Below are 21,263 nucleotides of genomic sequence, written 5' to 3'. Positions count from 1 at the left end.
TCATTCAGCCCTGGGCGACCAGATCTTCTGGGATCCCAATGTCCTTCGCTCGGGCCTCGAAGCGAGTGGGCAGCGATCCTTCGTCGAAGCCTCCGGCTGGCCTCACCTCCACCAACACGACCGGTTCTTGATCACGTTCGATGGCTCTTCCAACGTCCGCTGCGTCATCAATTTCGCTGAGGAAGGACCCCACGAGGCGTCGTGGCGAGTTGAGGTCGTCCACAAGGCAATCCACCGCTTCGGCGGGTTGGCTGTCGTGTTCGTCTCCTCGGGGAATGACGCCGAGTCGCGGAATTGACATGTTGCAAAGAATCAACAGAGGGCCGGTCCCGGCGAACGGGCCGACCATCGTCGTCGTCCGCCGGACAGGTATCGCGGTCGACAACTTGGATGAACACGGCCTACTTACCGTGGCCAATGGGTCTGGCGGCTTGAGCCTGCATCGGCCGCCCGCGATGTTGTGGCCGGGTTGGGCGGGCGGAGTCTGCGATCAAGTCGGCCCCGGCTCGACGCCCTCCCGGACGATAGATATCTTTCAATGCCCGATCGAGCGCTGACGCGGCTGAACCGATCAGTGCGGTCATGGCCTAATTGCCCTCTGTGGATGCGTTATTTTATGCGTGAACTGAAAGGCAATCGTGTCTATTATTGGTAAGTTTATCATTCTAATTCTCTGGCTATTTTTTTGTTGCATTTGAGACGCGATCTCTTTAAAGTTCCGATTATGCTTGGTGGAATAATGTAAGGATTAGCAGCGATTATCAGTCCTTGTCGCCAAGCATTTAAGATTGATACACAACTCAATGTGTTGTTATTAAGGGAGTCGGTGGCGAGGCTGTTCTGAGTACGGTCGGCGGCGTTGGGTCTGTCAACCCGACCAACAGTCCGCGAATCCCACCGGAATTATGAAGACTCCGTTGGAGTGATTCCGGTGGAGAAACGTCGGCATGACTTGATCGTCAGTCCGGCGAGGCCCATTGTTTCGTTCTTTACGCCCTCTCTGACTACGATAGCTCCAGGAGAGAATTCCATGAGTCGCTTCAGTCTAGCACTGGCCTTGTTCCTTGGTGCCCTCGCAGGCACTCGTTCCGAGGCTGCGATCGTTCTCAACTTCGCCGCGGCGGAAGGATCGAACATCTCCTTCACGCCGGTGGTGCCCGGAACCTCGGCCTCCTTTACGCTGACCCCGGGGACTGTGACGCTGTTGAATCCGGGAGGTCGCAATTTTGAAATCACCAGCGTCTTTAATGGGCTCGGGGATGCCGTCGGGTTGTTCGGGGATATCTCCGGAAGCTACACGTTTGGAACCCCGATCACGGTCATCGGGCCATTGCAAACAGCGTCGCTGAGCGGATCCGGCACGCTCACCCTTTACAGTCCTAGCGGGAATTTTACCGGCACGATCACAGGAATTGACATCGCCTCCTTGGGAACGGGCGGTTTGATCAACACGTCGGGCTCCATTAACCTTACTAACGTTGCGTACACAGGGACCAACTCCGACCTGATTCAGCTCCGCGATGAGGCGACGCCTAATGGAGGTGTCACAACACTCTCATTCCAATTCGCGCAAGGCGTGAGCCTGACAACGCTCCTCAACAATCCATTCATGTCGTCCTACTCCGGTTCAATTACCGCTGTTCCGGTCCCCGAACCGGGTACGGTTGCCCTGGCTCTGACCGGCCTGCCGCTGCTGGGGCTCGGCTACTTGTCACGACGCCGTCGGGCCCGCGCTTGAGGCGTTCGCCGATCGTCATGATGTCACCCAATGTGGGGGGTGGCCCGATCCGGGTCACCCCTCGCTCGTTCCATGCGCGGCATCCGTGATGCCAGACAGTGCCCCGCTCCGACGCCTTCGTGCCCTTTCTCGCGACCTTCTCCGCCCGGTGGCGGGTGGTAACTCTGGTGATCATGCCAGCCGTCGTCAGATAGTACCTCACCACCTAGGTCCTGAAGGATCAAAAGGCGAAGGGGTAATGATCCGGGATTTTCACGGGGGCCGGCCGAGCGCGGAGATCGAGGAGCACACCCAGTGATTCGTCGAGGCGTGAGTCCCGGGACGGCTGCCTGCTCTCGGCGTGCCACGACTACACCTCCTGACCATAGAGCTGCTTCGAGGAGGTCGTCAGCATGCGGGTCGCCAGCGAGGGGAGCCAGTGCTCGGGCCGTCTGGACGGAGCGAATTGCAAGAGAGCGAAGAAGGTCGAGGTGATGCGGCGGCTTCTAGACGCGGTGAAGCCGCCGGAGGGCTCGATCGCCTACAGGGATTCGCGGAGCGACCTACCGCTGCGGTGTTGGGTCGATCGGGGCTACCTCGTGACCGGAAGCTGCGTCGCCGGGTGCCGCTCGATCGACAGAACAACGACCGGAGGCCGCAATCCGAGCACGCAGGACGCCGACGCCGTGGCGTGACCGTCGCGTCCTGGCCATGACGCCGACCGAGTTCCGCGGGGATACCGCCGCGGCGTAGAGTCTACTCAGCGGCACCCTTGCGGGGCGGCCCATCGAGCCGCCCCGCATTCGTGACGGATCGGGCCCCGAATGGCATCCCTCGGATCGTCCTGTGGCTTTTTCAAGGCAAGGCGAACGAATTGACTTGCCGAGCCGGCCGACGATTCGCCACATTAATTGATGCATTCGGTTACGGGCTGTGCAGAGATTCGTCCCCTCAAAGAGTTGATGGAAGAATGGCTCCCGTTCCCTACCCTCGCGGCCGTGATTCCCTTTCCTCTCCCTGTCTTTGTAGCGATGAGCGATGACCATGATTAGGCGCCCGAATCTCAAGTTCCTCGTGGCGGTTGCCGTCCCGCTCCTCGCGGCCAGCGCCGGGGTGTATGCTCTGCATGGGGCACAAATCAAGCGGAGTGCGGGCCTCCTGCTTCAGCAGGCCGACCTGGCTGAGCAGGAGGGGGACCTCGACGAGGCTCTCAGCTACCTCAATCGCTATATCGGCCTGCGACCCGACGATGCCGAGGCCGCTGCGAAGGCCGGCCTGATCCGGGCGGACCAGGTGGACGACGGCAGAGAGGCGCTCCAGGCCTTCCTCGTCCTGGAACGGGCCTTGAGGCTGGATCCGAGCCGAGACGATGTCCGGCGCAAGGCGGTCGAGCTGGCGATGAGGCCCGACCTGGCGCGGTTCAATGACGCGGTCGTGCATCTGAAGGTCCTTCTGGACAAGGAGCCTGAGGACCCTGAGTTGCGGTTTCTGATGGCCAGCGCGCTGGATGGGGACCGGAAGGACGACGAGGCCGAGGAGGCGTATCAGGAAGCGTTAAAGGTCGATCCGCAACGAATCGAAACCTATGTCCGGCTAGCAGACTTGTACCGGGACCGGTTCGACAATGAGGCCGCGGCCGATCGGGTCATGGGGATCACCTCGACCATTGAAGGCCTCGTGGCGAACAATCCTGACGATGCCAGCGCCTATCTGGAACGCGGGCTCTATCGGGCCAGACACGAGCAGGAGGGGGTGGCCGAGGACTTCGACCGCGCCCTGGAGCTGGCTCCGAACGATCCGGAGGTCCTGCTCGCCTCGGCCGGAGTGGCTCTTGACCGGGAGAATCCCGACGAGGCGAAGGTCCTGCTAGAGCGAGCCCGCACGCAAGCCCCCGAGGATGTCCGCGTTGCTCAAGGTCTGGCTCGCCTGGCGATGCTCGACAACGACTCCGAGGCCGCCATCGCGAGCCTCCAGCAAGGGCTGGATACCATCTCCGAAGACGACACGGAGGCCCGTGTCCAGCTCCTCTTCAGCCTAGCCGAAACCCTCGTCGACGCGGGACGATTCGACGAGGCCCGCGAGCACTTTTCCGACCTCCGCCGCAACAACATCCGTCCTGGCCTGCTCGACTTCCTCGAAGGCAAGGCGCACATCGCCGAGGGGAACTGGCGAGAGGGCATCTCCTCGCTCGCAAACGCCAGGACGTCCCTTATCGATCAGGACGAGCTGACGTACCAGATCGACCTACTACTTGGAAACGCGTACGAGCGGATTGGCAATCCCGACCAGCGGCTCGCCTCGTATCGTCGCGCGGTGGCGACCAATCCGGTGGCCATTCCCGGCTTGCTCGGCCTGGCGTCGTCGCAGGCGGCACTGGGACGCTACCAGGAGGCGATTGCCGCCTACCGCCCGCTTGTCGATCAGGTTCCCGGCATTCGGACCGAGATCGCTCGCTTGAGCCTGGCCGAGGTCCTCGCTCGGCCCGAGAGTGCCCGCAACTGGGCTGCGGTCGATCGGACCCTGACCGAGGCCGAAGCCGATCAGCCCGATTCCACCGAACTGCCCCTGCTCAGGGCTCAGGCCTTGCTCGCCCGCAACCAGACCACCGCGGCCCGCGATCGGCTCGCCCAGGCGGTGAAGCAGCATCCAGAAGATCCAGCGCTCCGCTCGGCTCTCGCCTCCTTGATCGGCCGCGATGGCGATCGCGACGCCGCCCTGGAGGAGCTGGACGACCTGGAAGCTCGCGAGGGGGACACTGCCACCACTCGGATCGCCCGCATCAGCTACTGGGTTGCTCAGGGCGGTGACGAGGCCCGAGCGGCGCTCTCCGAACTGGAGCAGGGGATCGATTCGTTCGAGCCCGACGACCAGCGTCGGATCATCAATGCCCTAATCATCGCCCGTCGCCAGCTCGGCGACTTGACCGAGGCTGAGCGGCTCCTGGGCGACCTGGGCAAGCTCGTGCCCGGCGAGGTGGCCCTCCAACTCGTCGGCATGGAACTGACCCTGGCCGAGGACACCGACGAGGCACGGAAGGAGGTCGCCGCCGAGATCGACACGCTCCTGACCAAGCTGCCTCCCGAGGATCTGCCGATCCTCGCCCGCTTGTTTGACCTTGCCCTCGCGGCCGATGCCGAGCCGCAGGCTGCGAAGGTCCTGAAGCTCTTGCGACCGGCCGAAGGGGAGGAAGGCCCGATCTGGCGACAGGCCGAGTCCCGCCTGCTCATCCTTCAGGCCCAGCGGCTGAACCAGGGGCCCGAGCGCCGGGCCTTGCTCTCCCAGGCCCGAGGGCTCCTGAACGAAGCCGCCTCGCGCCGTCCCGGATGGGCTCCTGTCCCCTTGACGCTCTCGTTCGTCGAGGACCTCGACGGCAATGCCCCGGCCGCGATCCGGGCCCTTGAACAGGCCAGGGAGTTAGGCGTCCGCGACCGCACCTCTTTGCTCCGGCTCTATCGCCTCTATCTGGGGGAGGGACGCACCGAGCAGGCCGATGCGCTGGCCGCCGAGCTCCAAACCCTCGGGCTGGGTGACGAAGACGGCCTGATCGCCCGCCTCAACGCCGAATCGAGCCTCCGCCAGGCCGATCCGGCCCGAGCCCTCGAACAGGCCCGCGCGATCGTGCCGGCCGATTCGGAGGATTACCGCGACCATCTCTGGCTCGCCCAGTTCCTCCTCGCGGCTGACCAGATCGACGAGGCCGAGGCCGAGCTGCGCAAGGCCCTCGCGCTGGCCAAGGGGGAACCCGCCCCCTTGATCTCTCTGGTCCGGCTCCTGGCCGCCAACGATCGGCGCGACGAGGCTCTTGAGGCGATCGAATCGGCCAAGAACGACCTTCCCGCCGATCAGGCTGCTCTCACCCTGGCTCGTTGCTATGCTGCCCTGGGAGACACCGATCAGGCCTTCGCTCAGTTTGATCGCGCCATTGCATCGGCCCCCAAGGACCCTGCTCCACTGCGCGCCGCCGCCGAGACGGCCCTGATCACCAACCAGCTTCCGAAATCCGAGGACTACCTCGGGAAACTTGCCCGGTTCGGTGCCGAGGCCCCCGACGATGCCACCTGGGCCCGCCGCACCCTGGCCCTCATCATGGCCGCCAGCGGCGACCCGACCAAGCGTCGCGAGGCCCTCGACCAGCTCGGCACCGACCAACCCGCGGCCGGAGACGCAATCGTCGATGAACTGCGGACCCGGGCTCAGGTGCTCACCCTCCAGGTCGACCCCGAGTCCCGGCGGCAGGCCATCCGGCTCCTGGAACAGATCATCGACCAGCGGGCTGCGGGAACCCCGGACGACCGCTACCTGCTCGCCCAGCTCTTCGAAGCCGACGGCCAGTGGAGCCGAGCCCAGCAAACCATGGTCAGCTTGCTGGCCGAATTCGGCGACAACCCGACCTATGTCACCCGATACGTTGGCTGGCTCCTTGTCCCCGAGCCCGGCCGAGGGCACGAGCCGAACCCCGAGGCCGCCCGCCCCTGGATCGAGCGGCTCGCCCGGCTCGCCCCCGACACCATCCAGACCGCCGAGGCCCAGGCACGCTATCTCGTCGCCACCGACAAGCTCGACGAGGCGATCGCCGGCCTCCAGCGCTTCGCCGATCGCCAGCCCGATCAGCTTGAAGCCGTCGCCCTGCTCGTCGACCGGCTCGACTCCCCGGCCCGCGCCGAACCCCTTTACCGTCGCCTGGTCGAGCAAGGCGACACGCCGGCTCCGCTGCTCCGACTGGCCAGTGCGCTCGAACGACAGGAAGGGGACCGCTTGGCCGAGGCCGAACAGCTCTACCGCCAATTTGCGACCGAGTCATCGGAGCCGACGGCCGTCTTCCCGCTGGCCGGCTTCTTCGCCCGTCAAGGCCGGCTCGACGACGCCCTGGCCCTCTGCGAGCAGGCCGTCGCCTCCTGCCCGCCCAACGCGGTTGCCAACGCCGTCGTGGCCTTGATCTTTGGTCGAGCCGCCAATTCCGATCAGCTCGATCGAGCCGCGACACTCGTCGACCAGCTTCGGATCAAGAACCCCAACGAGGTCGAAATCCTCTTCCAGCTCGCCAACCTCCGCAGCCTCCAGGGACGCAACGACGAGGTCGAGCGCCTCTTCCGCGACAGCGTCCGGCGCGCACCGGGCCAGCCCGGCCCGCTGAACAACCTCGCCTGGTTCCTCGCGATCTCCAATCGTTCGAAGGCGCCCGAGGCCCTTGACCTGATCAATCAAGCGATTGCGAATGTCGGACCTGATCCGAACCTGCTTGACACGCGGGCGCTCGTCCTGCTCCAACTTGATCGGGTCGACGACGCGGTCAACGACCTCACCCTGGCGATCTCCCGATCCCGCCAACCCGACGCGATCTGGTACGTCCACCTCGCTCAGGCCCATCTGGCGGCCAACCGCCGGACCGAGGCGGCTGAAGCCCTGGCCAGCGCCCGGGCGCTCGGGCTCGACGAAAGCACGATTCCCCCCGTCGAGCGCTCTGCGTTCGAGCAGCTGACGCGGACTCTCGGCGTCTCGAACGGCTCCTGAGCCGCTCTCGACTTCCCGAGCAACGCGTCTAGCCGTACCTTCGACGACATTCCGGTTCACGCCTCAAAGGCCGCCCCCTCACCGGGGCGGCCTTTTTTTTGCGCGCCGAAATAGGATCAGCCGCCCGAGTTCCCCGTCACCAGGTCCATCACCCGTTTCCAGCGCCCTTGACGTTCCCCCTCAATCTGAGCGATCCGCTGACAGATCAGATCGTGGACTTCGCGATCGGTGCGGTCCCTTGGCTGCCAGGGAGCAGAAGCGGGTCGTTCGGTCGCTGTCTCCCGCGGCTCCTTGCCTGAGGAGGCAGAAGCAGAGGGAGTTCTCGGGGCCTCGGGAGCTGCTTCCTTGACGGTTTCCTGAAGCGATCGGAGCTCCTGGCCCAGGTCCTTGATGCGGTCCAGTTCTTCGCGGACCTGGGTCATCTGATCGCGTTGCATGCTGCCGAACGCCTGAAACATCGCCATCATCATCTGATGGAACTGGTCGAACATCTGCTGTTGCATCTGTTCGAGCCGCCCGATGTACGCATCAAGATCCCCCGACGGACCCAACACCGCCGGTGTTTCGACCCGCTGACGCTCCTCCCTCGTTGCGGGCGGCCTCCAGCGCGGAGCGACTTCCGGAAGCTGTTCGCGGGGCAGGGGGGAGACGTCCGCCGCCAGAGCCTCGCCACTGTCCGATCGCTGCCAGGCCAGATCGACCGGCCGTACGATCATCCGATACCGTCCCACGTGGAGGTTCGCCCCCGGCTCCAACGGGGCACAACGCACCCGAGCCCCTTCCAGTCGGATCCCCGTCCGGCTCAACAGGTCGACGACCCACGGGCCCTTGGGCGTCCGCAACAGAGCGCAGTGAAAGTGCGAGATCCCGTCATCGCCAATCCGGAGCCGGCAGTCGGTTCCCCGGCCCACCAGGGTCAAGACACGCCCCATCCTCCAACGGGCTGCGCCCCCGGGATGGTTCGGGAACTCGAAGCTCGCGTCAGGCCAACCCTCCGACCCTCGATCTGCCAGCGGGCTCGGCCGATCTCCTGAAGGATCGGCCAACAACCCCTTGACCACGATCGACACCCGAAACGGCCCGATCCCGATCGTCCCCCCTTCATCGAGCCACCCCATCGGCGCGACGATTCCTCCGGTCTCAATACCGGTTCTGCTCCCCAGGTCCATCCAGAACACTCGCCCCGCAATCACCTGCACAAACGCATGACGACGGCTCACCGCCTCGTCCTCGAGCACCAGATCTGCCTTCGGATCTCTCCCAATCACCGCGAACGGCCCCGGAATGATCCGATGCACGTCCCCCGCGTCGGCCCCCCCCTCAATTCGGACCTCCATCGGCCCCCGCGCGCCACAGGACTCCCAGAACCGCTGCATCACGCGTCGATCCACAGCCCCGCGCCTCGCCTTCTCTCAAATGATGTTCATCCACGAACACATCCGGCTTCACCGTGACGGGGTCACGACCCATCCCGTTCCATTATCACGGATTTCCACCGCCTGCGATACCATCCCATCCGCCGTCTTGGCACACCCTCCTGTCTTCTCCATTGAGAAGACCATTTCATCGAATCATGCCTCCATTAAACCAATGCTCGAAGCACGATATGATCCTTGGCTCCTGGAACGCAACATGTTGTGATTGAAGTGTTTACCAAAAACAACACTTTGGAAGATTCGTTCCCATTTGATGAAACTCGCCTCGCGTCAGGGTCGCATTGGGACTCAAGACTCATTATGATCCGCTCTCAATTTCTGGTCGAGACCACAATCTTCGACCTACCATTCCTTTGACCTCGACTCTTCTCGCACATCTCACATGCCCATGACAGCCTGGAGCGCACCCTCCAGACGCTGACGATCGTGATGTGCGCTGATTGATGAGACCACTCCGAACGAGTGGTCGCGATCGGGGACCACGCAGGTCCTCTCCGAGCCTGCCCCGGCTCTCGCCGGGTATTGATCGGGCGATGCAGGAGTGATCGGCAGACGATGGATTGACTGAGTCCAAGAATCACGCAACAGGTTCGACAAACATGATGGTTCCCCATTCCGTGTCCGGTCGGACCGCGACCGCCTCTCGTCGTGCGCTCGCGGTGAAGGTTCGCTCCTCCAGGCGCTCCGGGGGACCTCGCCTCTCCCCTCGGGTTGACGTCCGGTTGATGGAGCTGGAACCGCGGATTGTGCTCTCGTCAATCCCGGTGCTGAACAGCCTGGTCGGAGCCGCCGCGACCGTTTACCTCGACTTCGACGGCCACTTCCAGTCGCAATGGGGGTCATACAGCAATATCGACACGCCCGCCTATGATACTGACGGCAACACGTCGTCGTTCACGACCTCCGAGATCGCCAACATCACCCGCATCTGGGAATACGTTGCGGAAGATTACGCGCCGTTCAACGTGAACGTTACGACGGTGGAACCCTCCACCTTCATCAACGGACGCGATTTGCGGGTGGTGATTGGAGGTAACGGGTCGTGGACGGGGGGGACGTATGGCGGGGTAGCCTACGTCAACAGCTTCACCAGCTCGACAGCGAGCGTGGCCTACGTCTTCCCGAAGAACCTGGGCAACGGCAACCCGAAATACACGGCCGACGCCTCCTCGCATGAGGCGGGGCACGCCTTCGGCCTGCGGCACCAGAGCAAGTACGACAGCAGCGGGAACCTCTTGGAGACGTACTCCACCGGGACCGACGGGGGCAGAACCGCCCCGCTAATGGGCAACAGCTATGGTGCTACCCGGAGCCTCTGGTGGAACGGAACCACCAGCTCCGCATCGACCTTCCAGGACGACATGGCCGTGATCTCCCGGTCGGCCAACGGCTTCGGCTACCGCGCCGACGACCACGGCAACACCGCAGGCTCAGCCACGCCGCTGACCATCTCCGGCTCGACCGCCACCGCCTCGGGCATTATCGGGCAGATGTCCGACCTCGACACCTTCTCCTTCAGCACCGGGGCCGGAACCGTCAGCTTCACCGTCAGCACGCCGACGCCGGTGAACAACCTCACCCCTCGCATCGAGCTGCGTGACGCGGGCGGTTCGACGGTGATCGCGACTGCCGGCCCTTCGTCGAACTTCAGCGCAACGGTCAGCGCGAATCTCGCGGCCGGTTCGTACCGGATCGTCGTGGCCAGCGATGGGACCTACGGCAGCGTCGGCCAGTACTTCGTCAACGGCTCGATTGTCGCCTCCACCAATCTCATCAACAGCCCCTCCAATCTCACGGCCTTGGTTCAGTCGACCAGCCGGATCAATCTCTCCTGGACCGACAACGCCACGAACGAAACCGGCTATCGGGTCGAGCGCAGCACTGACGGCACCAACTGGACCGTCCTCACCAGTTCCTTGCCCGCCGGTTCCACCTCCTACAGCGACACCACGACGGCCGCGGGTACGGCCTATTCCTACCGCGTCCAGGCCTTTAACGCTTCGGTAACCTCCGATTATTCCAACACCGCCTCGGCCACCACGGTCACCGTGGCTCCCTCGGGCCTGGCCGCCTCGGCCGTCTCGTCCAGCCGGATCAATCTGTCCTGGAATGACGTCGCTGGCGAGACAAGTTATCGCATCGAACGCAGTACCAACGGCACCACCTGGACCCTCGCCGGCACCACCGACGCCGGGGTCACCACCTTCAGCGACACCGGCCGGGCCTCCAACACCACCTACCTTTACCGCGTCCAGGCCCTCAACGCCGGCGGCGCGTCGGCCTTCAGCAGCACCGCCAGCGCCACGACCCTCGACGCCCCGTCGCTTCCCAACTCCCCGACCGGACTGACCGCCTCGGCCACCAGTAACCGGGTAGTCCTGAACTGGAACGATGTCGAAGGAGAGACCGGCTACCGAATCGAACGCTCCTCCAACGGCGGCAAGGGCTGGTCGACGGTCGGACAAACGAGTTCCGATGTCACCACCTACACCGACTCCAGCGTCAGCGCCCGCAAAACCTACCTCTACCGCGTCTATGCCTTCAACGACGCCGGTGAATCACCCGCCAGCGGAACCGTTTCCGTGACCACACCCTCCGCAACCAAGGGCGGCGGCCAGGGTCGAGGGCAAGGTAACGGTCAGAGCAACGGCCTCGGCCTGAACCTGGTCTCTTCTAACGGCTCGTCGAGCAGCGTGATCGACGACTTCCTCGCCTTCGGGTGCGGCTGCTCCCTCTGTCAAGCTGCCTCCGCGGCGACCGAGACGACACCGGCCCCCGACGCCTCGCCCGAGCCGGTTCGCGACGCCATGCCGCGCACTCCCTTGCTGTTCCTGGCCGATTCCCCGAACCTGGCAAGCCTCTCTCCCGCTCAATTGCCAATCGCCACCCCCGGCGGCGGCGCCATTGACCTGGTCGACCAGATCGTCGAAACCCATTCCAACCGCCGCCACGGGCTCGGCGTCGGGCTTGATCGTCCCTGGTGGGCCCTCGACTGAGTGCGAAGCTACCTGTCAGATGGAAATGACCTCGCTGACCCATCTTTCTCAGAGCGCGAGATCTGATTACTGGCACCCAAAACGGGTGGGGCCTCGCCACCGATTCGATCGGTGACGAGGCCCTTTGCCACGCAGTTCGTTGACTTCGTCTCGCAACTAATTCTCTAGCCAATCAGGCCGCGTCCGCTTTGAGCTGACGCCGACGTCGGATCACTCCTATTGTCGCCAGCGGCGCGATGCAGCCAATTGCCAGGGCAAGCGAGGAAGGCTCGGGGATGGGGAGAGGACCCGGTGTGAAATTCTCACCGTTTGGGGTAGCGATCCACAATCGAACATCATCGCCGGAACCCGGCCGAGAAGACCCATTTGTGCCATCGGTCCCATAGAGACCCTGATTCATGGCATAGATTTCGAGTTGGTCAGATTTGCCGTCTTTGGCATAGAAGCTGCCCCAGACTGGCACCTTCGTGGTTTCAAACGAGAAGGTGAATTGAGCGGGATCACCCGTCGTGTTGAACTTAATTCCGTAGAGGGTCCCGGGAAGCCCAGGAGTGCTACCACCACCACCAACGAACGTGCCAACTTCGACGCTTCCTACATTGGTTGTGCTCGCATTATCGTAGGTGAAACCCGTGGTGCCAGCAGCCAAGGCTTCATCCGGAGAAGTCACCTGAATGATAATATTGCTCAGAGCTTTTCCAAGATTTCCCCCCGTCTGGTTTGTGATGGTGTAAGTGTATTTCAGCGTCGTAGAGTTGACTGCTACAATCTCCCATGTGATCTTGAACCCACCGTGGCTGGAGTCCCAGCCAGCACTGGCATTGGGATCCGTGGCAAAAACCTGAAGGTCGGCGGTCGATCTAGATCCGCTAAACGGCGCGGGATCAAGGCCCGCTTGCGCCGTAGGTATGGTCAGATGTGTAATGGCAGCCATCGCGAGAAATGCGATGATCTGCGCATACCCAGCCCGGATTCCGAATCCGGAATAATTCTGAGTCATGACTTGGACTCCACCAATACTGGGCCGTGTCGGGTACTCGGCCCTCAATTCTTTGCATGCCGGTCCCGGTACGAGGCCCAGAATCACAACGGCATCGAACTCCCGAATCACATATCACCCTGGATGTGTGGCGATGGGCCGTGCTCCAACGCTGAGATTGATTGCTAACTCAATCGAACCTGATCCGCTCTTTCGGACGAAAAAACACATCAATCGATCCCGCCTGCTTCCTTGAAATCCCAGACGTCAGCACACGCTACGAATCAAGGTCACACACAGAACCGATCCTGACTCATCCTCACATTCGCATCCACTGCGCGCCAAGCAAAATCTTCCCTATCATTTGTAATTTCTTGACTTGTGTCAAACAACGCCGAAACACGGACACTATCATCTTATTAAGACAGCCCATGATGGCGGGTTACCAGCCTTCAGGTGGTGACCTCGGCCCAAGCAGGCAGTCAATCGCCGGTCATGTCCCAGGCCGGGGATCGAGAAGGACCAGTTCCGCGACGCAGCGGTCTCCGTGGACCAGGTGCTCGACCATCCCGTCCCAACTCAAGAGAGAAGTGCCTGGGATGCGAACAGCGTGTCACATCCTACCTGGCGGTCCTTGTAAGATAAGCTAAGTGTGCAGGGTACGGATTCCCAACGGTCACGGACCTGTGATCCATGTTGAACGCTCATCGAGACACGTTCCTCAAGCAGATCCAGCAGGGCTCAGCCCGTGTCGGGATTATCGGCCTCGGGTACGTGGGCTTGCCGCTAGCGCGGGCCTGTGCGACCAGGGGGTTCCCGGTGCTCGGCTTTGATACCGACCCGCGCAAGGTCCAGCTTCTGCGCAACGGCCAGAGCTACATCGGCCACATCGGTCCCGAGGCGGTCCGGGCCATGATCGCGTCGGGCTTCGAGCCGACCAGCGACCTGGGCCGGCTGGGCGAGGCCGACGTCGTGCTCATCTGCGTGCCCACCCCCCTGGGTGAGACCCGGGAGCCCGACCTCTCGTTCGTGACGAACACCGCGCGGGCCATCGCGGCGACCTTGCGGCCGGGCCAGCTGGTCGTGCTCGAAAGCACGACCTACCCTGGCACGACCCGAGACGTCGTCCAGCCGATCCTGGAGTCCAGCGGCCTGCTCGCCGGAGAGGATTTCTTCCTCGCCTTCAGCCCCGAACGCGAGGACCCAGGGAACCCGGATTTCTCCGCCCCGACGATCCCCAAGGTCGTCGGCGGCCTCGACCCGATCAGCACCGAGCTGGCCGCGGCCTTCTACGAGCAGATCGTCGTCAAGGTCGTCGCCGTCTCCTCCGCCGAGGTGGCCGAGGCGTGCAAGATCCTGGAGAACACCTATCGCGCCGTCAACATCGCCCTGGTCAACGAGCTGAAGATCCTCTACGACCGCATGGGCATCGACGTTTGGGAGGTGATCGACGCGGCGAAGACCAAGCCCTTCGGCTTCCAGGCGTTCTACCCGGGGCCAGGGCTTGGGGGGCACTGCATTCCCATCGACCCCTTTTACCTCAGCTGGGTGGCCCGTCGCTTTGGCATGAGCACGCGGTTCATCGAACTGGCCGGTGAAATCAACACCTCGATGCCCGAGTACGTCGTGCACAAGGTCGCCGACGCCCTGAACGATCGGGGCAAGCCGGTTAAAGGGAGCCGGATTACCCTGCTCGGGATGGCCTACAAGAAGGATGTCGACGACCCGCGCGAGTCGCCCGGCTTCGAGTTGATGGAACTCCTGCTCGCACGCGGGGCCGACGTCAGCTACCACGACCCCCACATCCCCGTCCTACCCTCGATGCGGAAGTATCCCAACCTTCGCATGGAGAGCCAGGAATTGACCCCCGAGTTCCTCGCCTCCCGCGACTGTGTCCTGATTGTCACCGATCACTCGGCCTACGACTGGCCCTGGATCGTGGCGCACGCTCCTTTGATCATCGATACCCGAAACGCCACGCGCGGGGTCACCGAACACCGGGACCGGATTGTGAAAGCATGAGCTTCCCTCCTGAAACGTCACGCAAGCCCCGGCTCTCGAACAAAGTCGTTGCGCGCTGCTCACCAGGCTCCCCCGCAGGTCGGATGACCCCACCCCACGCCATCGGATAGGATGGAGAAGCAATGGTCAAGACGCCACGCCTGCCTCTCGGTCCTCGGAGGCATTCTCCATGTCCGTGCAATCGATTGTTCCTGCCGGATCCGCCCTGCTGGTCTGTCTCCTCATGCTGGTCGCGCCCGCGCAGGGTGACGAGGGAGAGGGGGATCGGCTGTTCGCCCTTCACGTCCGGCCGATCCTGGCCGCGAAGTGTTTCGCCTGCCACGGCGACGATCCGGAGGCGCTGGAAGGGGGCCTCGACCTGTCCCACCGCGAGGGATTGCTCAACGGCGGCGAGATCCAAGGGCCCTCGATCGAGCCGGGCGACGCGGAGGCCAGCCCGCTCTACTGGGCCGTCACCCGCACCGAGCCCGGCCTGGAGATGCCCCCCAAGCAGAATGACGCCTTGACCGAGGAGCAGACCTGGTTCATCCGAGATTGGATCAATGCCGGTGCCCCCTGGCCCGACGACGCCCGGATCGCCGCGATCGTCGCCGCCGAGGCCGAAGGAGTGATCGTCCCCACCCGCGGTGGACTCTCCGAGGACTGGACGACCCGGCGCTATGCTCCCGAGGCACTCTGGGCCTATCGCCCCGTCCAGCGCCCCGAGGTCCCCGAGTCCCGCACCGCATCGAGCCCGATCGACGCCTTCCTCAACGCGAGGCTCGACGCTGCCGGGCTCACACCGGCCCCCCGCGCCAGTCGTCGCACCTTGATTCGGCGGGCGTCGTTCGACCTACTCGGCCTGCCGCCCTCTCCGGATCAAATCGACGCTTTTGTGAACGATCCCCGGGGGGACCGGGAAGCCTTCTCCGCTCTGATTGACGAACTGCTCGCCTCCCCCCACTACGGCGAGCGCTGGGGCCGCCACTGGCTCGACGTGGTCCGCTATGCCGACACCGCTGGATTTGCCAACGACTACGAGCGGCCCAACGCCTGGCGATACCGCGACTACGTCGTCCGATCGTTCAACGAAGACACCCCCTTCGATCAGTTCCTCCGCGAGCAAGTCGCCGGCGATGAGCTGGACGAGGGCAAGAGCGACCCCGAGGCCCTCATCGCCACCGGCTTCCTGAGGATGGGCCCCTGGGAGCAAACAGGGATGAGTGTGGCGAAGGTCACGCGCCAGCAGTTCCTCGACGACGTGACCGACCTCGTCGGCCAGGCCTTCCTTGCCCACCCGCTTCAGTGCGCCCGATGCCACGACCACAAGTTCGACCCGATCCCGACCCGAGACTACTACGCCATCCAGGCCGTCTTCGCCACCACCCAGTTCGCCGACCGGGAGGCCCCATTTCTGCCCGTCGAGAACACCACGGCCGGCTTCGACGGCCAGCGCTATCTTGAGGATCGGATCGCCCGGTACGAGGCGATCCTTCGGGACCTCCAGGCGAAGGCCGAGGCGGCCGCCCGTTCCTGGTACGCCGATCGCGGGCTTGACTATGCCCCCCGGAACGTCAAGTTTCAGAAGGACGTGCCCGCCGACCAGGTCGTCCCCAAGAACTACGGCCTGACCGCCGAGGACCTCGGCCTGGAGCGGATCGCCCGCAAGTCCCTGGAACGGCACCGATGGGAGTTGGATCGGTATCGCCCGGTTGCCTTCTCGGTCTACTCGGGTGCCACCCGGGCGCGACAGAACGTCTCCTCGCCGATCGCGATGCCCAACGACCCCCTGCACGAAGGCACCGTCGAGCAGACTGCCATCCTGTCCGGGGGCGATGTCTTCTCCCCCACCGAACCAGTTGCGCCGGGGGCCCTGAGTTGCGTCCCCTTGATCGAGGGACCGCCCTCCTCGCCGCTGATCGCCGATATTCCCGACACGGTCTCCGGCCGTCGCCGGGCCTTCGCCGACTGGCTGGTCCGCCCGGAGAACCCCCTGACGGCCCGGGTGATGGTCAACCGGATCTGGCAGGGGCATTTCGGCCGGGGAATCGTCCCCTCGGCGAATAACTTCGGCACCAAGGGCGATCCGCCGACCCACCCCGAATTGCTCGACTGGCTCGCTTCCGAGTTCGTCCAGACCGGCTGGTCGATCAAGGCAATGCATCGACGGATCATGACAAGTGACGCCTATGCCCGATCGACCCGCCACCCCGCCCCGGACGAACTTGCCGCGAGGGATCCGAAAGGGATCCTCCTCGCCCGATTCCGGCCTCGGCTCCTGGCGGCCGAGGAGATCCGAGACGCGATGCTCACCGCCTCCGGCGAGCTGAACCCAGCGCTCGGCGGCGTCCCCGTCCGGCCCGACATGAACCTGGAGGCGGCGCTTCAGCCCCGTCAGGTCATGGGCACCTATGCTCCGGCGTATCAGCCATCGCCGCTCCCTGAGGATCGCAACCGCCGGACCCTCTACGCGATGGTCGTCCGCGGTCAGCGCGACCCGTTCCTCACCGTCTTCAACCAGCCGAGCCCCGAGGAACCGTGCGAACGCCGGTCCTCATCCACCGTCCCCACCCAGGCCCTCACGCTCTTCAATAGCTCCGAGTCGATGGATCGGGCGCTGGCGACCGCGGCCCGCGTCCAGAGCGAAACCGAAAGCCGGGAGCAAGCTGTCCAACGCGCCTTCCTGCGGATCACGGGCAACGAACCCGACACGGAAGCGCTTCAGGCGAGCCTCGACCACTGGCAGGCCATGACCGATCGCCATCGCTCGGTCGCGATCTCGCCAAAGCCGATCCCGACGACCGTCTCCCGACGGGCCGTCGACGAAAACACGGGGGAGCCGTTCACCTTCATCGAGGAGCTGGAGTCGGTCCGCGACTACGTGCCCGACCTTCTGCCCAGCGAGGTCGATGCCGAGACCCGGGCCCTGGCCGACCTCTGCCTGGTGCTGTTCAACTCCAACGCCTTCCTGTACGTCGAATAAGCCGCTTTCTTTCCGAGGACCGGACGATGCCCCGCCGCCCCTTCGCGATCGCCCCGACCCGTCGCGACGTGCTCTTCGGCCTCGGCGCGAGCCTGGGAAGTGTCGCCCTCTCAGCCTTGCTGGCGTCCGACCGCGCCCGGGGCGGAGAGCCTTCGTCCACCGATTCCCCGCTGGCCGTGAAGCCCCCCCACCATGCGCCGAGGGCAAAGGCCTGCATCGTCCTCCTGATGGAAGGCGGGCCGAGCCACATCGACACGTTCGACCCCAAGCCGAAGCTGCACGACCTGCACCTCTCGGAGTTCGTCCGATCCGGCGAGGAGCAGTCGGCCATGTCCTCCGGGACGCGGTACTACGTCGAGAGCCCCTTCACGTTCCGCAAGGCCGGTCAGTGCGGCGCCGACATGGCGACCGACTGGGAGCACCTGGCCGGTGTGGCCGACGAGATCTGCTTCTACCGGGGGCTTCAGGCCGAGTCGGTCAACCACCCGACGGCGCTTTACCACATCAACACAGGGAACCGGTTTGGCGGCGATCCGGCCGTCGGCTCGTGGGTGACCTACGGGCTCGGCAGCGAAAACCAGGACCTGCCCGGGTTCGTCGTCCTGCCGCAACTTTCCTATCCCCAGGGCGGACCGGCCAACTGGGGAAACGGCTTCCTGCCCGCCGCGTATCAAGGGACCCCGCTCCGGGCCGAGGGGTCGCCGATCCTCGACCTGAGCCCTCCCGAAGGAATCACCGCCGAGCACCAGCGGGCGAACCTTGACCTGCTCGCAACGCTCAACGGCTCCCACCTTCAACAGGCCTTCCCCGCCGACCGTGACGAGCTTGCCGCCCGGGTCGCCAGCTATGAACTGGCCTTCCGAATGCAGGTGACGGTGCCCGATCTGCTCGACCTCTCAGGCGAAGACCCCAAGACGCTCGACCTCTACGGCGTCGGCCGGCCCGAGACCGACGACTTCGGCCGCAAATGCCTGATGGCCCGTCGCCTGGTCGAGCGCGGCGTGCGGTTCGTCCAGCTCTACAACGGCACCTGGGACAGCCACGACGACATCGCCCGCGCCCACCGAAGCCTGATCCGAGGCGTCGACCAGCCCATCGCCGCCCTGATTACCGACCTGAAGCGGCTCGGCCTGCTTGACGAGACGCTCATCCTCTGGTGCGGAGAGTTCGGCCGCAGCCCCGACAACGGCGTCCGAGGGGGCGTCGCCTACGGCCGCGACCACAACGCCCAGGCCATGCCCGTCTGGCTCGCCGGCGGCGGGGTGAAGCCCGGAGCGACCGTCGGCGCCACTGACGAACTCGGCGCCGAGGCCGTCGATTGCGTCCACCCGATCCGCGACCTCCACGTCACCCTACTGCACCTTCTTGGCCTCGACGACAACGCCTTGACCTACTTCCACGCCGGTCGCTACAAGCAACTCTCGCAGTTCGGCGGTTCGGTCATCCGGGACTTGATCGCCTGATCCCTCGGAACGACCACCTCATCCGGTGGAGCCCTCCCTCTCCTCAATCGAATCTGCACGCGAGTACACCTCGACGGAACGTGCCATCACGCGGGTTTTGCGCATGAAACAGGGGGCTTTCGGGCGGATAGAGCATTTCCCCGCCGGGTGATCAGCCTGCTCGTGGGGCAGCGATCGTCGTCGGATCGACGGGCACCGCACCACCAGGGGAGCGATCGGCCCCCGCCCAGACTCGTGTGAGTGTCCCACGAAATCGGCGGAAAATCCGCGGGTTGCGGGGCGTGGCCGGGGGCAGACACGGGGCGTCACCTCGGTCTTGGAGACCGCGCGGGACAAATTGCGGGACAAATGCGCCTCCTCGGGACATGCACCGGGGGCGATTTTCTGTTCTGCCCGGGAGAACGGACCAGTCACGACCCTGGGAACGGCCGTCGCGGTGGCATGCGGTTCCCGGATCGGGGCAAAAGGGGGCGGGTGAACCGGGTGGGCGGAGGGGCTCTCGCGGTCTAAAACCAGCCGAAGGTGGCCCTGCACGCCGGAGGGAGGGCCAGGACCGCAAGCAAGATCACGATCGTCCGGGAGTGTCCCCACCATGGTGGATCGGGTGAGTGTCTGGATCCTGGGCGATCAACTGATGAGGGACCATCCGGCGCTTCGGACCGCGGTGGAGCAGGGGGGGCAAGATCGCGTCCGGGTGGTTCTGGTCGAGAGCCAGGCGTGGGAGCGTCGCCTGCCGTTTCATCGCAAGCGGCAGGTCCTGCATCGGAGTGCCGGCCGGCATTTCGCCGAAAAGTTGACGGAGCAAGGGTTCGAGGTCGATCGGATCGAGGCGAAAACCACCAGGGAAGGCTTGGCCCGGCACCTGAAGCAGCACCGTTCCCATCGCCTGCTGACGATGGCGGCCGCCGATCATGTGCCGAGGGTCTGGCAACTCGGCACGATGGCCAGGGATCTGGGGGTCGAGGCCGAGGTCTTGCCGAATGCGATGTTCCTGGTCGGTCGGTATAACCCGATTCCCGATCCCGAGCCGGGCCGGCGCTATGTCATGGAAACCTTCTACCGGGCCATGCGGAAGCACTTTGGCCTGCTGATCGAAGGCGACGGCAAACCGACCTCAGGCCGTTGGAACCTTGACGCCGAGAACCGCAGGCGATTGCCGAAAACGATCACCATTCCTCCCGTCCCCCGGTTCGAGCCGGACGCGATCACCCGGAAAGTGATGACGGAGGTTGAGGATGCCGGCTTCGGGGTCGGATCGGTCGAGGGCTTTGCCTTACCCGTGACCCACGACGAGGCCGAGGCGAGCTTCGACGACTTTCTGCAGCATCGTCTGGAGTCGTTCGGCCCGTTCGAGGACGCCATGAGCCGCTCCGAGGGGGTGCTGTTTCACTCGGTGCTCTCGCCGCAAATGAACCTGGGTCTGCTCGATCCCCTGGAGATGGCCCAGGCCGTCGAGGCCGAGTATCGGGGCGGTCGCGTTCCCTTGAACTCGGCCGAGGGGTTCATCCGCCAGGTGATCGGCTGGCGCGAGTTCATGTTCTGGCAGTACCATCGCCAGATGCCAGGCTTGCGCTCAGCCAACTCCTGGAACGCCCCCCGGCCGCTCCCACGATTCTTCTGGGACGGTCAGACCGAGATGGCCTGTTTGCGCAGCGTGATTGGCCGCCTGATCGACTCGGGCTACACGCACCACATCGAGCGCCTGATGATCCTCTGCAACTTCGCCACCCTCGCCGGGATCAACCCTCAGGCGGTCGCCGACTGGTTCCTGGCCTTCTATGTTGATTCGCACGACTGGGTTGTCCTGCCGAACGTCATCGGCATGGGCCTCAACGCCGACGACGGCCTGACGGCGACGAAGCCGTACATCGCCTCGGCCTCCTACATCAAGCGCATGAGCGACTTCTGTGGCGATTGCTCGTACCGTCCCGATCGCCGGGTCGGACCCGACGCCTGCCCCTTCAACGCGCTTTACTGGAATTTCCTGATTGAGCACGAGGACACTCTGCGGGCCAACCCCCGGCTCGGCCCGGCCGTCCTGGGCCTCAAACGGGTGGACGATGCGGAACGGACCCGAATTCAGGCCCAGGCGAGCGCCTTCCTGCGATCGCTCGAGCCTTACGAGTCCGATCGTCGGGAATCGCCTCGTTGAGCCGGAAGCCGGACCCCGGGAGCCG

Annotated in this window: 11 protein-coding genes; 8 read left to right on the top strand and 3 right to left on the bottom strand. The window is 64.4% G+C overall.

The window, feature by feature from the left end; all coding sequences use genetic code 11:
• Positions 1-4: 4 nt before the first annotated feature.
• Entirely contained in the window at positions 5-301 is a 297-nt protein-coding gene (locus HG800_RS20500; protein ID WP_169978978.1) for a hypothetical protein, read from the bottom strand.
• Between the two features lie 729 nt (positions 302-1,030).
• Here HG800_RS20500 and HG800_RS20495 point away from each other — a divergent pair.
• The 3 genes from HG800_RS20495 (at position 1,031) to HG800_RS20485 (ending at position 7,228) form a co-directional block, all read left to right on the top strand.
• Positions 1,031-1,738, top strand: a complete 708-nt coding sequence (locus tag HG800_RS20495) for a PEP-CTERM sorting domain-containing protein (RefSeq protein ID WP_169978976.1) — start codon at positions 1,031-1,033, stop codon at positions 1,736-1,738.
• Positions 1,739-2,130: 392 nt separating this feature from the next.
• Positions 2,131-2,412 carry a hypothetical protein gene (locus HG800_RS20490; protein ID WP_169978974.1) on the top strand — a complete coding sequence of 94 codons (282 nt, stop codon included), beginning with the start codon at positions 2,131-2,133 and terminating at the stop codon, positions 2,410-2,412.
• A gap of 349 nt (positions 2,413-2,761) precedes the next feature.
• Entirely contained in the window at positions 2,762-7,228 is a 4,467-nt protein-coding gene (locus HG800_RS20485; protein ID WP_169978972.1) for a tetratricopeptide repeat protein, read from the top strand.
• A 116-nt stretch (positions 7,229-7,344) separates the two neighbouring features.
• Here the strand turns inward: HG800_RS20485 and HG800_RS20480 are convergent, their stop codons facing one another.
• A complete protein-coding gene (locus HG800_RS20480; RefSeq protein WP_169978970.1) occupies positions 7,345-8,604 on the bottom strand; it encodes an FHA domain-containing protein in 1,260 nt (419 codons plus the stop codon).
• Between the two features lie 785 nt (positions 8,605-9,389).
• Here HG800_RS20480 and HG800_RS20475 point away from each other — a divergent pair.
• The gene (locus tag HG800_RS20475; RefSeq protein WP_169978968.1) at positions 9,390-11,660 is read left to right on the top strand and encodes a fibronectin type III domain-containing protein; all 2,271 of its coding nucleotides are present in this window, start codon (positions 9,390-9,392) and stop codon (positions 11,658-11,660) included.
• A gap of 172 nt (positions 11,661-11,832) precedes the next feature.
• Here the strand turns inward: HG800_RS20475 and HG800_RS20470 are convergent, their stop codons facing one another.
• Positions 11,833-12,660 (bottom strand): hypothetical protein, encoded by an 828-nt coding sequence (locus tag HG800_RS20470; protein ID WP_169978966.1) that lies wholly within the window; start codon positions 12,658-12,660, stop codon positions 11,833-11,835.
• A gap of 672 nt (positions 12,661-13,332) precedes the next feature.
• On the opposite strand from HG800_RS20470, the gene HG800_RS20465 reads away from it, so the two are divergent.
• From HG800_RS20465 to HG800_RS20450, 4 genes are all read left to right on the top strand, one after another.
• Positions 13,333-14,661 carry a nucleotide sugar dehydrogenase gene (locus tag HG800_RS20465; protein ID WP_169978964.1) on the top strand — a complete coding sequence of 443 codons (1,329 nt, stop codon included), beginning with the start codon at positions 13,333-13,335 and terminating at the stop codon, positions 14,659-14,661.
• A gap of 169 nt (positions 14,662-14,830) precedes the next feature.
• Positions 14,831-17,623 (top strand): PSD1 and planctomycete cytochrome C domain-containing protein, encoded by a 2,793-nt coding sequence (locus tag HG800_RS20460; protein WP_206352373.1) that lies wholly within the window; start codon positions 14,831-14,833, stop codon positions 17,621-17,623.
• A 26-nt stretch (positions 17,624-17,649) separates the two neighbouring features.
• Positions 17,650-19,086, top strand: coding sequence for a DUF1501 domain-containing protein (locus tag HG800_RS20455; RefSeq protein WP_169978962.1), 1,437 nt, complete (start codon positions 17,650-17,652; stop codon positions 19,084-19,086).
• Positions 19,087-19,678: 592 nt separating this feature from the next.
• The gene (locus HG800_RS20450; protein WP_169978960.1) at positions 19,679-21,238 is read left to right on the top strand and encodes a cryptochrome/photolyase family protein; all 1,560 of its coding nucleotides are present in this window, start codon (positions 19,679-19,681) and stop codon (positions 21,236-21,238) included.
• Positions 21,239-21,263 lie beyond the last annotated feature (25 nt).

Source organism: Tautonia rosea (assembly GCF_012958305.1).
In the GTDB taxonomy this organism is placed as follows: domain Bacteria; phylum Planctomycetota; class Planctomycetia; order Isosphaerales; family Isosphaeraceae; genus Tautonia; species Tautonia rosea.
This window is presented reverse-complemented; position numbering and strand designations above follow the sequence as displayed.

Coding starts and splice junctions, on each gene's coding strand:
- HG800_RS20490 (WP_169978974.1), top strand. CDS start 2,131: ATGCGGGTCGCCAGCGAGGGGAGCCAGTGCTCGGGCCGTCTGGACGGA.
- HG800_RS20500 (WP_169978978.1), bottom strand. CDS start 301: ATGTCAATTCCGCGACTCGGCGTCATTCCCCGAGGAGACGAACACGAC.
- HG800_RS20485 (WP_169978972.1), top strand. CDS start 2,762: ATGATTAGGCGCCCGAATCTCAAGTTCCTCGTGGCGGTTGCCGTCCCG.
- HG800_RS20475 (WP_169978968.1), top strand. CDS start 9,390: ATGGAGCTGGAACCGCGGATTGTGCTCTCGTCAATCCCGGTGCTGAAC.
- HG800_RS20480 (WP_169978970.1), bottom strand. CDS start 8,604: ATGCAGCGGTTCTGGGAGTCCTGTGGCGCGCGGGGGCCGATGGAGGTC.
- HG800_RS20455 (WP_169978962.1), top strand. CDS start 17,650: ATGCCCCGCCGCCCCTTCGCGATCGCCCCGACCCGTCGCGACGTGCTC.
- HG800_RS20495 (WP_169978976.1), top strand. CDS start 1,031: ATGAGTCGCTTCAGTCTAGCACTGGCCTTGTTCCTTGGTGCCCTCGCA.
- HG800_RS20450 (WP_169978960.1), top strand. CDS start 19,679: ATGGTGGATCGGGTGAGTGTCTGGATCCTGGGCGATCAACTGATGAGG.
- HG800_RS20470 (WP_169978966.1), bottom strand. CDS start 12,660: ATGACTCAGAATTATTCCGGATTCGGAATCCGGGCTGGGTATGCGCAG.
- HG800_RS20460 (WP_206352373.1), top strand. CDS start 14,831: ATGTCCGTGCAATCGATTGTTCCTGCCGGATCCGCCCTGCTGGTCTGT.
- HG800_RS20465 (WP_169978964.1), top strand. CDS start 13,333: ATGTTGAACGCTCATCGAGACACGTTCCTCAAGCAGATCCAGCAGGGC.